At 59.2% G+C, this 10,046-nt stretch carries 8 protein-coding genes; 5 read left to right on the top strand and 3 right to left on the bottom strand.

Annotated features, from left to right (window positions below; translation table 11 throughout):
- Positions 1-172: 172 nt before the first annotated feature.
- The gene (locus tag WM42_RS05160; protein ID WP_062036055.1) at positions 173-1,711 is read right to left on the bottom strand and encodes an AMP-binding protein; all 1,539 of its coding nucleotides are present in this window, start codon (positions 1,709-1,711) and stop codon (positions 173-175) included.
- Between the two features lie 44 nt (positions 1,712-1,755).
- Entirely contained in the window at positions 1,756-3,486 is a 1,731-nt protein-coding gene (locus WM42_RS05155; protein ID WP_062036053.1) for a long-chain-fatty-acid--CoA ligase, read from the bottom strand.
- A gap of 200 nt (positions 3,487-3,686) precedes the next feature.
- On the opposite strand from WM42_RS05155, the gene WM42_RS05150 reads away from it, so the two are divergent.
- Complete coding sequence (locus tag WM42_RS05150) at positions 3,687-4,181, top strand: glycosyl-4,4'-diaponeurosporenoate acyltransferase CrtO family protein (RefSeq protein WP_062036051.1); 495 nt, start codon at positions 3,687-3,689, stop codon at positions 4,179-4,181.
- 187 nt (positions 4,182-4,368) lie between these two features.
- Here WM42_RS05150 and WM42_RS05145 read toward each other — a convergent pair whose 3' ends face one another.
- Complete coding sequence (locus WM42_RS05145) at positions 4,369-6,087, bottom strand: long-chain-fatty-acid--CoA ligase (RefSeq protein ID WP_062036049.1); 1,719 nt, start codon at positions 6,085-6,087, stop codon at positions 4,369-4,371.
- Positions 6,088-6,169: 82 nt separating this feature from the next.
- Between WM42_RS05145 and mshA the strand changes: the two genes are divergently transcribed.
- The 4 genes from mshA (at position 6,170) to WM42_RS05125 (ending at position 9,995) form a co-directional block, all read left to right on the top strand.
- Entirely contained in the window at positions 6,170-7,435 is a 1,266-nt protein-coding gene (gene mshA, locus WM42_RS05140; RefSeq protein ID WP_062036047.1) for a D-inositol-3-phosphate glycosyltransferase, read from the top strand.
- 32 nt (positions 7,436-7,467) lie between these two features.
- Positions 7,468-8,589 carry a sensor histidine kinase gene (locus WM42_RS05135; RefSeq protein ID WP_082785879.1) on the top strand — a complete coding sequence of 374 codons (1,122 nt, stop codon included), beginning with the start codon at positions 7,468-7,470 and terminating at the stop codon, positions 8,587-8,589.
- Positions 8,589-9,245, top strand: a complete 657-nt coding sequence (locus tag WM42_RS05130) for a response regulator (protein ID WP_062036042.1) — start codon at positions 8,589-8,591, stop codon at positions 9,243-9,245. The genes WM42_RS05135 and WM42_RS05130 overlap by 1 nt, the downstream gene beginning before the upstream one ends.
- A gap of 69 nt (positions 9,246-9,314) precedes the next feature.
- Positions 9,315-9,995 (top strand): ATP-binding cassette domain-containing protein, encoded by a 681-nt coding sequence (locus WM42_RS05125; RefSeq protein WP_062036040.1) that lies wholly within the window; start codon positions 9,315-9,317, stop codon positions 9,993-9,995.
- Positions 9,996-10,046: the final 51 nt, after the last annotated feature.

The raw sequence follows: 10,046 nt of genomic DNA, 5'->3' as shown, positions 1-10,046 counted from the left end.
GAAGTTCTTGGTTGGAAGAAAAAGGGGGAGAGGAAGTAAAACCGCGTTAAAGAATAGTTAGTTATAACAAAATAAACGCGATGACGACACGGTATCTTACGTAGGCGTAAGGTTGCAGCCTTATTCACCCAAAATGTGAGGTTTTACTCAACTTTGGGGGTGGTTGGAAGAATTACAGAAAACGCTCGGCCACAGCACGGCGTCGGAGTTTGCCCAGGCCATCGCGGCCTAGGTCTGGAACCACGATGAACTCGCGTGGGACCTTATAGCGGGCGAGCTGGCCACGGCACCACTCGCGGAATTCTTCCTGCGTGGGTTGCGCAGCATCCGCGGGCGCGCCGGGTTGGGCGCTGGCGAGCACGATGCAGGCGACGACGTCCTCGGAGCCGTCGGGGCGGGGGCGGCCGATCACGGCGGCGTCGGCAAGCGCAGGGTGAGAAAGCAGCACCTCTTCGACCTCGCCGGGATAGACGTTGAAACCGCCGGTGATGATGGTCTCTTTGAGGCGGGCGCGCAGGGTGATAAAGCCATCGGCGTCCTGAGTGGCGAGGTCGCCCGTGCGCAGCCATCCGTCCTGGAAAGCGGTGCGGGTGGCCTCCGGATTGTGGAGGTAGCCGGAAAAGACCTGCGGCCCGCGCACGAGCAGCTCCCCGGTATCGGGGTCGATGCGTACCTGCGTATCCGGCATAGGGATGCCAATGCAGCCGGCGCGGCGGTGTTCGTTCAAAGGATTGCAGGTCACCACGGGCGCGGCCTCGGTAAGCCCATAGCCTTCCACGAGGAAGCCGTGGGCTTGAGTCTCCCACTGGCCGATGGTTGCAGAAGGCAGCGTCGCGGCGCCGGAAATGGCTTGGGTGATCTTCGGAAGCTCCGGTGCGGCGTCCACAATGCGCTGATAAACCGTAGGGACCGCGGGCAGCCAGGTGGGAGGGGCTGCCGCAATTGCCGCAAGGATAAGCTCTAGGCGCGGGGCGGGCACGAGGCTAATCGACGCCCCCGTGACCACACCTACCGTCAGCGACATGGTCAGGCCATAGGAGTGGAACAGCGGCAAAACCGCCATCGCTTGTGGGTGCTCCTCCGGTAGGCGCCAGTGGGCCATTTGCAGTGCGTTGGCGGCGAGGTTGCCATGAGAGAGCATGGCCCCCTTGGGGGTGCCCGTAGTGCCTGAGGTGTAGAGGATGAGTGCGAGATCGTCTTTGTTTACTTCGGCCCGTGGCGTTTGCTTCTTACCCTCGGCGAGGAAATCTTCCCAGTCTGCGTCGGCGTCGATGACGTGCTCAAGCTGCGGCAACTCGCGGAAGATGCCTACCGCCGGCCCCTCTGCGATGGCTACGCGGGCGCCATGGTGGGCCACCATTGGGGTTAGCTCGTGTGTGGTGAACTGGGGATTGTGCTCCACCACGGCAGCGCCCAAGCGCAGTGCCGCATAAAAGGCAATGACGTGGGCGGGGCGGTTAGCAAGCGCCAAGGCCACGAAGTCGCCGCGCTGCACGCCGCGGGCGCTCAGTGCGCTGGCAGCCCGGTTGATTTCGGCGTCGAGCTGCGCATAAGAAAGTTCTTCGCCCATATAACGCAGTGCCACCCGCTCGGGGTGCGCAGCGATGGTCTCAGCCAGTTGGCTAAGAAGCGTGGCGTTGCCGTAGTCCAATGAGGTGGGTGTCCATTCGCCATAGAAGCGGTGCCAGGGCTGAGAAGAAGAAAACTGCATCGCTTTTTAAGCTTAGCCCTGGCTGCTATGGCGGGCCTAAACCGCTAGCTGTGGTTCCCGGACTTTAGGCGCTGCAGCAGATCCGCCTGCACTTCGCGGCGGCGAACCTTGCCTAGCTGGTCTGCGGCAAGGTGCTCGAAGTGATAGAAGGTGCGCGGCACTTTGTAGCGGGTCAGGTTCTGGCGCGCGAAGTCCTTCATGCCTTCTGGGTCGAGGGCGGCGCCGTCACGCAGGATGACACAGGCGACGACGTCCTCGGAGCCGTCTTCTCGCGGGCGGCCCACCACGGCGACATCGACGACGTCGGGGTGCATGCCGATGACCTTTTCGACTTCGCCGGGGTAGACGTTGAATCCGCCGGTGATGATCATCTCCTTGATGCGGGAGACGATCTTGATGAAGCCATCGGACTCCATGACCGCCATATCGCCGGTGCAGAACCAGCCATCGTGGAAGGCCTTTTCAGTGGCTTCTGGGTTCTTGAAGTAGCCCTTGAACACCTGCGGGCCGCGCGCGAGCAGCTCGCCGGGCTCGCCGTCTGCCATGGTCTCGTCTAGGTTGTCCGGGTTAGCGATACGGATTTCGGTATCGGGGAAGGGGATGCCGATGTAGCCGGGGCGTCGTGAATTGTTCATCGGATTGCCGGTGAGGACCGGGGAAGTCTCGGTGAGGCCATAGCCCTCAACCAGCAGGCCGTCAGTGAGCGACTCCCACTCCTCCACGGTTTCTGGGGGAAGCGCCGCAGCACCTGACAGGGAGTTGTGGATGCCGGTGATGTCTGCGCCCTGTTCCTCGGCTGCCTCGATGATCTTGGAATACAAGGTGGGCACGCCAGGCAGCCAGGTAGGCCGGTGCTTTTTCATGATGTCCATGATGAGCGGGATCTTTGGTGCCGGGGTGAGTATGAGCTCGCCGCCGACGTAGACGCCGAGTGCTGCGATGAGTGTGAGGCCGTAGATGTGGAACATTGGCAGAGCGGCCAGCATGCGTTCAGGCTTACTGCCAAACTCGGGCACCCAGGCCACACCTTGTTTCACGTTGGCGCAGACATTCGCGTGGGTGATTTCCGCGCCCTTCGGTGTACCCGTGGTGCCGGAGGTGTACAGGATGATGGCGGTGTCTTCGGGGTGAATTTCGGCGTCGGCAAGCTTGGTGCCATCGCCACCGATTGCGGTGCCGGTCAGGGTGCTCCACGGCACGGTGTTGGGCGCTGGGGCGGTGAGCTGCTCGCGCTGCTCCGTGATGGGTGGGATAGGAATGCGCAGGAGCAGCTGCTTGCTACGCGGCATGGCCTCGGTCATGTTGACGGAGATGATCGTCTCAAGCGGGGTGGTTTCGCGCAGCTGCTCGAAGGTGGCGGTCATCTTGTCCCAGACAATGGCCACGCGGGCGGCGTGATCCTGGAAAAGGCCCTCGAGCTCGTGGGCGGTGTAGAGCGGATTGTGCTCGACGACGATCGCGCCCAACTTGAGCACCGCATAAAAGGCCGCGATGTGCTGTGGGCAGTTAGGAAGCGCCATGGCCACGCGATCGCCGGGGCGGATACCAAAGGCCTTAAGCCCGGCCGCTGCGGCGCGAACCTGGACATCTAGCTCGTGGTAGCTTTGTTGGCGTCCAAAGAACCAGGTAGCCGGCCAAGTTCCGTGCTTGGCAAGGTTCTCGTTGTAGATATCAAGCAGGGTCTGTTCGCCGTAGTCGAGGTGGTGGTTGGTCCACTCGGCGTAGCTGGCAAGCCAAGCTTTGGACTCGTATGCAGATGGCTGGGTATCCGACATGACGTCACTCCTTTGGGGTGGCAAACAGTTTTGTTTCGGACAGTATAACCATTTTGTGAACTAAACACTTCTGCCTGCCAAACTTTTGCGATGGGGTAGTTGCCGTTTCTCCTTAGCTCGCCGTGTTTGTGGTCCGCTAGAATTCACATTTGTACTCATAGTTCTTGCAGGAACCGAGACGGGGAAGCGGTGAGTGTTTCGTGGTTGCTTTACTTTTCACGGCTGCGGGAATCTACGGCCTCGTTGTAGTGGCGGGCGCGGTTGGTGCTGATTCCGTGGGGTTTGTTGTCACGGTAACGCTCATGGGGTTTGGCTTTGCGCTGTTCGTCGGTGGCTCACTGGAGCGCTATCTTCCGGCCTCGTTGTGGCGCCGATTCTCTCTTTCACGTGCTGCCAGCCGACGTTGGGGCGTGGATTGCTTCAACGCCTTTCTCTGGCGAATCGGTTGGAACAAGCACATAGTCGCAATGCGAAAGCGCGAATCGGATGGCAATGAGAAAGGTCCGATCCTGCGGCACGTCCGCGCCTCTGCGGTTGGGCATTCGTGGTCGGTGCTGCTTCATGTAGCCAGTGCGATTTGGGCGGTTACCGCCGACGGCTGGCTGGCAGCGGTAGTCCTCCTAATGATCGGGATAATTGGCCATGTTTACCCGGTCCTATTGCAGATCCGCGTTATGACGCGGTTGAGGGATTAGTCGTTTCAGGCTGTTGCTGCTCTTTTTGGTCCCGTGCAAAAGTTCCCTTTCAAAGGGTTGTATGTCGAGTAGAAGCTCGTCAGAAAACGGCCAAAAGCTCTTTTTGCCCGGCGATGGGAGCTGAGCAAAAAGAGCTTTTGAAGGGGAGCTTTTGGAAGGGACCGGGAAGTCGAGCCGGAAGCAGCGGCTACTGCCCAGCCTTCTCTTTTTCCAGGCGCTCGAGCAGATCGGCCTGGACCTCGCGGCGGCGAATCTTGCCCATCTGGTCCTTGGCCAGTTCCTCGAAGTGGTAGAAGGTACGCGGCACCTTGTAGCGGGTGAGCCGCTCGCGGCAGAATTCCTTCAAACCTTCAGGGTCGAGCGCCACGCCGTTGGCCAAGTCGATGCAGGCCACGACGTCCTCAGAGCCGTCGGAGCGCGGGCGGCCGACAACCGCGACGTCGTCAATCGCCGGGTGTGTACGCAGTACCTCTTCGACCTCACCTGGATAGACGTTGAAGCCGCCGGTGATGATGATTTCCTTGATACGCGAAACCAGGCGGATGAAGCCGTCTTCTTCCATGATGCCCATGTCGCCGGTGCGGAACCAGTCGTCGTGGAAGGCAGCCTCGGTGGCCTCAGGGTTGTTGAGGTAGCCCTTGAATATCTGGTGGCCGCGGGCGAGGACCTCACCCTCGACGCCGTCGGGCTGGGTTTCGTCCAGGTTGTCCGGGTTTGCGATGCGGATCTCGGTATCCGGGAACGGGATGCCCACGTAACCTGGGCGGCGATCGGTGCTCATCGGGTTGCCCACGATGATGGGGGAGCACTCGGTTAGGCCATAGCCTTCAACCAGCAGGCCGCCGGTATATTCTTCCCACTTTTCCACGGTATCGACAGGCAGGGTGGAGGCGCCGGAGAAAGCCGCGCGCACGCCCTTGATATCAATGTTGTCTTCCTCAGCTGCCTTCACGATGCGCTCGTAGAGGGTCGGCACGCCCGGAATCCACGTCGGGGTGTGCTTCTTCATCAAGTCCATGATGAGGGAGATGTCCGGCTTCGGGATGATGACCAGTTCGCCACCGATGAGCGGCTGTAGGATGACGTTCATGACCAGGCCATAAGCGTGGAAAAACGGCAGCGCACACAGCATGCGCTCTGGCTTATCGCCCAGGCCAGGGACCCAGTGCTTGCCCTGCAGAATCACGGCAAAGAAGTTGCCGTGGGAAAGCTGCGCGCCCTTTGGCTGCCCCGTGGTGCCGGAGGTGTACATGATGACCGCCACGGTGTCCTTGGTGATGTCCTCCGGTGTCTTGACGTCGCGGCCGTCGCCGCCAATCGCGTTGCCGATGAGGCTATCCCAGGTCACGGTGTTCTTTGCGTGGGTAGAAAGCTGCTCGCGCTTGGACTTTAGAAATGGCAGGTACTTCAGCGCCAGCTTCTGAGTCGTTGGCATCGCATCGATCATGTTGATGGAGATGACCGTCTCAAGGTTCGTGGTGCCGCGCAGCTTCTCCAGGGTCGAAGCCGTCTTGTCCCAGGCAATCGCGATGCGGGCGCCGTGGTCTTTGAACAACCCCTCCAGCTCGTGCGCAGTGTAGAGCGGGTTGTGCAGCACGGCGATGGCGCCGAGCTTCAGGATGGCGTAGAAGGCCGCAACGTACTGCGGGCAGTTCGGGGCGACGATGGCCACTTTGTCACCTGGGCGCACTCCAAATGCCCGGAGGCCGGCGGCCGCGCGGCGAACTTGGCGGTCGAGCTCAGCAAAAGTCTGGGTCTTGCCAAAGAAGTACGTCGCGGGCTTATCCGGGTTGATTGCCAGATTGTTGTCGTAAATGTCGAGGAGAGTGGTGTCTCCGTAGTCAAGGTGATGTGGTGTCCACTCTGGGTAGAACTGGAGCCACTCCTTGTTGTCGATTGCCGACATGGGGAATTCAGCACCTTTCGGTTACGTAAGTTTTAGCACGGGCCAGTATAGCCACGAATAGGGAACGCTAGACTGTGTAGCTATGCGCATCGCGATGATTTCTCTGCATACCTCCCCTATCGAGCAGCCCGGTTCCGGCGATGCCGGCGGCATGAATGTCTACGTTCTTAGTATCGCGCGGCAGCTGGCTAAGCAGGGAGTAGAGGTCGATGTCTTTACCCGTGCTACCCGGCCTAGCCAGGGGGAAGTCGTCGAGATTGAAGAGCGCCTCCGGGTTATCAACATCGTGGCCGGCCCGTACGAGGGCCTTGATAAGGAAGACCTTCCCACGCAGATGATCGCCTTTGCCGGTGGCCTGGTGCAGTTCGTGAAATGCTTTGGGCTGGAATATGACCTTATTCATACGCACTACTGGCTCTCCGGCCAGGTGGGCTGGCTGCTGCGTGATCTGTGGGGCGTGCCGCTGGTGCACACGGCGCATACTTTGGCGGCGGTAAAGAATGCTCACCGCACCGCGGACGATGCGCGTGAATCGGAAGCGCGCCGCATCTGCGAGCAGCAGTTGGTCGATAACGCTGACCTGCTCGTTGTGAATACGAAGCAGGAGGCGCAGGATTTGGTCGAGCATTACGACGCCGACCCTTCCCGCATCAAGGTGGTCTCGCCCGGCGCTGACGTTGAGCTGTTTACTCCGGGCACCAACCGCAACACAGAGCGTTCGCGCCGCGAGCTGGGCATTCCGATTCACACCAAGGTCGTGGCCTTCGTGGGCCGACTGCAGAAGTTCAAGGGCCCGGAGGTTCTCATTCGTGCAACCGCTGAGCTCATTGAGCGCGATCCTTATCGCAATATCCGCGTGCTGTTCTGCGGCGGCCCATCGGGTGCAAACTCGACGCCGGAGTACTACCAGAACCTGGTGCACAAGCTGGGGCTTTCCAAGCATGTGCGCTTTCTAAGCCCGCGTCCGCCGGAGGAGTTGGTCTCCATTTACCGCGCGGCCGATCTGGTGGCGGTGCCCAGCTACAACGAGTCCTTCGGGTTGGTGGCTTTGGAGGCACAGGCCTCCGGTACCCCCGTCATCGCTGCGCGCGTGGGCGGCCTACCCATCGCAGTGGCAGATGGAAAGACCGGCGAGCTCGTCGACGGCCACTCACCCGAGGCTTGGGCGGATGCCTTGGAGCACTTGCTTGACGACGACCCGCTGCGCATCAGCATGGGCGAAGCCGCCGTCAGCCACGCCGCGAAGTTCAGCTGGGCTGAATCCGCCAGCGTTCTTGCCCAGATCTACGAGGAAGCCCTGCACATCGAAGTCCCGGATTGCCATGCGCGCCGGGCAATTGGTTACTAAGTAGCGGGACAAAAGACTTGATGTCTAAAGTCATGACTTTACTGCGCACTCTCCGCTTAGGTGATGTGCTGCTTGCGGGCTTGGCCGTGCTACTGGCGCTCTTGTACACCCTGGTATCGGGGCCGCTGCCCATGGGGATTTACACCGCACAAGCTGTGGTTTCGTGGGCTTTCGTCCCGTTCTTTGTTATTTGGCGCTCGCGTCCTGCTTTTGCTTCGGCAGGCATGATTTTCTGCCTCGGTTTATGGGCGATCATTTGGTTTTGGGCGCTTCCGGTTAACTCTGGATTCTCTCCGTGGTTGGTCGCTGCGCCTTTAGCTGTTTATTCTTCTGCGCGTTTATGTGAAGAACGGTGGATTCCAAAGGCTATTCTCGGCGCAACGTTCGCTGGCACCTTCGCTTCGCCGTTCATGTGGAAGCTGCAACCAGACCTGACCGAGCGATACCGAAGCGGAACGGATTTTCTATTTACTTTCCTTTTCCACTGGCTACTTTTGTTGCTCGTTTATGTAGTTGCGGTGCGTTTGCGTGACAAGGAGCTGGAACGGCAGGCGCGACAGCGTGAAGCTCAGGAAGAAGAGCGGCTTCTTATCGCGCGTGAACTACATGACGTACTAGCTCATTCGCTGACCCTCATCAAAGTTCAAGCAAATGCTGGTCTTGTTGCTTCGGGGACATCGGAGGAAGCATTGCGCACTATCCGAACTGAAGCGGACGGAGCGCTCGCGGAGGTGCGTTCAATTGTGTCGTCGCTACGGGCGCCGACAACGCGCGAGCCATCTCGTCAACTAGCTGATATCCCGAAGATCGTTGACGGTTTTCGCGCTGCAGGCCTTGATATCAGCGCAGAGCTTCCCGATTCCTCTGTAGCCTTTCCTGCGCTAACCCAATTGGCGGTGGTCCGGATTATCACGGAGACGCTAACTAATGTGCTTCGCCACCAAGGGACAGGGGCGACAGTTCGCCTGAAATTTTCTGATTCTGCTGTGCTGAGTGTTGAGTCATGGGGTAGACCTCAAGGAGAGACATCTGGAGCCGGTGTAGGTTTGGTGGGAATCGCCGAAAGGGCTACAGCATTGGGTGGCTGGGTGCGTACCTCCGGAGACGCTCGGCACTTCTTAGTTGAAGCACAATTTCCGCAGAGGACAACATAATGATTCGAGTACTTCTTGCTGATGACCAGCCGTTGCTGCGCAGTGCGTTGGAAACCATTCTTAATGCCGCAGGGGACATTCAGGTCGTTGCCGCGGTTGGTGATGGGCAAGCAGCCGTCGAGGCTGCAGTTGCGCATTCGCTCGATATTGCGATTCTTGATATTCGGATGCCGGGAATGGATGGAATTGCTGCGGCAAACGCGCTTTTGGCGAGGAACGCCTCACTCCGAGTAATCATGCTTACGACGTTCAATGAAGAGGAGCTGGTTCGTTCTGCATTACTCGCGGGAGTTCATGGTTTCCTTCTCAAGGACTCTGATCCGGAGGTGCTCGTAGGGGCTGTTCGTGCGGTTCATGCAGGAGAAGCCGTCCTAGCAAGCGGAGTGACCGGAACCGTTTTGGAGGGCTATCGCGCAGCGATTGCTGGACGAACCGAACTGTCAGCAGCGCAAAGGCAAGGGCTTGCGTTAGTGACTCGACGCGAGTTGGAAGTGCTGCGGCTGATCACTAGTGGCGCGACTAACCGGGAAATTGCCCAAGAACTCGTCCTCGCTGAGACCACAGTTAAGACGCACGTTTCCTCGCTCATGTCGAAGCTCCAAGCTAGGGACCGCGTGGCTTTGGTGTTGCTAGGCCAAAAAGTCCTACTGCAGTAGGAGAACTTCAGACCAAGGTTGGTTCTGCTAGGGGATACAGGAAAGAAGCTACGGCGACATACTTCTTTCATGTCCTCATCACTTAGCTTGTCACGTGTCACCAAGTCGTTCGGGAACCAGCGAGTCCTCAACGACGTCTCGCTTTCAGTAACTCCTGGACGAGTACATGCTTTGCTTGGGCGAAACGGCGCGGGAAAGTCCACCCTGATGTCGATTTTGTTGGGACTTTCATCTGCAGATTCTGGAACCATCGGTGAGCTGCCCACGGTCGGTGCGTCCTTGAATGGGCCAGCTTTCTACGGTCACCTCAGCGCACGGAATAACCTCCTTGTGCACACAAGATTGCTTGGTCTGCCCGCGGAGGAGGCCGATCGGGCCCTTGCTGTGGTTGGGCTGGCGGACGTCGGTGGCAAGAAAGCCAAGAGTTTTTCCACCGGAATGAAAGCTAGGTTGGCCCTAGGACAAGCTATTCTCGGCGACCCCGAAGTGCTCGTACTTGATGAGCCGCAAAATGGCCTTGACCCGCAAGGAATCAGCGAGCTACGCGAGCTCCTGCGTGACTGGGCTGCGCGAGGCGGCACGGTTCTAGTTAGTTCTCACCAACTTGGGGAAGTACTTCATCTCGCAGATAACATTTCTGTGCTGGCACAAGGTGAAATCGTTTATTCGGGGCCTCTGCGAGATTTGGCTCCGGAAGGAAACTTGGAAGAAGAGTTCTTCCGCCTCACCGCAGGGGGACGCAATGTTTAGGCGTCAGCTTCATACCGAGCTGTTGCGCGCTCGCGGTACTTCGTTGGTGTG

This window comes from Corynebacterium simulans, assembly GCF_001586215.1.
GTDB lineage: Bacteria > Actinomycetota > Actinomycetes > Mycobacteriales > Mycobacteriaceae > Corynebacterium > Corynebacterium simulans.
The sequence above is the reverse complement of the archived record's forward strand: the minus strand, read 5'-3'. Positions and strand labels throughout refer to the sequence as shown.

Coding starts and splice junctions, on each gene's coding strand:
- WM42_RS05160 (WP_062036055.1), bottom strand. CDS start 1,711: ATGCAGTTTTCTTCTTCTCAGCCCTGGCACCGCTTCTATGGCGAATGG.
- WM42_RS05155 (WP_062036053.1), bottom strand. CDS start 3,486: ATGTCGGATACCCAGCCATCTGCATACGAGTCCAAAGCTTGGCTTGCC.
- WM42_RS05145 (WP_062036049.1), bottom strand. CDS start 6,087: ATGTCGGCAATCGACAACAAGGAGTGGCTCCAGTTCTACCCAGAGTGG.
- mshA (WP_062036047.1), top strand. CDS start 6,170: ATGCGCATCGCGATGATTTCTCTGCATACCTCCCCTATCGAGCAGCCC.
- WM42_RS05135 (WP_082785879.1), top strand. CDS start 7,468: ATGACTTTACTGCGCACTCTCCGCTTAGGTGATGTGCTGCTTGCGGGC.
- WM42_RS05130 (WP_062036042.1), top strand. CDS start 8,589: ATGATTCGAGTACTTCTTGCTGATGACCAGCCGTTGCTGCGCAGTGCG.
- WM42_RS05125 (WP_062036040.1), top strand. CDS start 9,315: ATGTCCTCATCACTTAGCTTGTCACGTGTCACCAAGTCGTTCGGGAAC.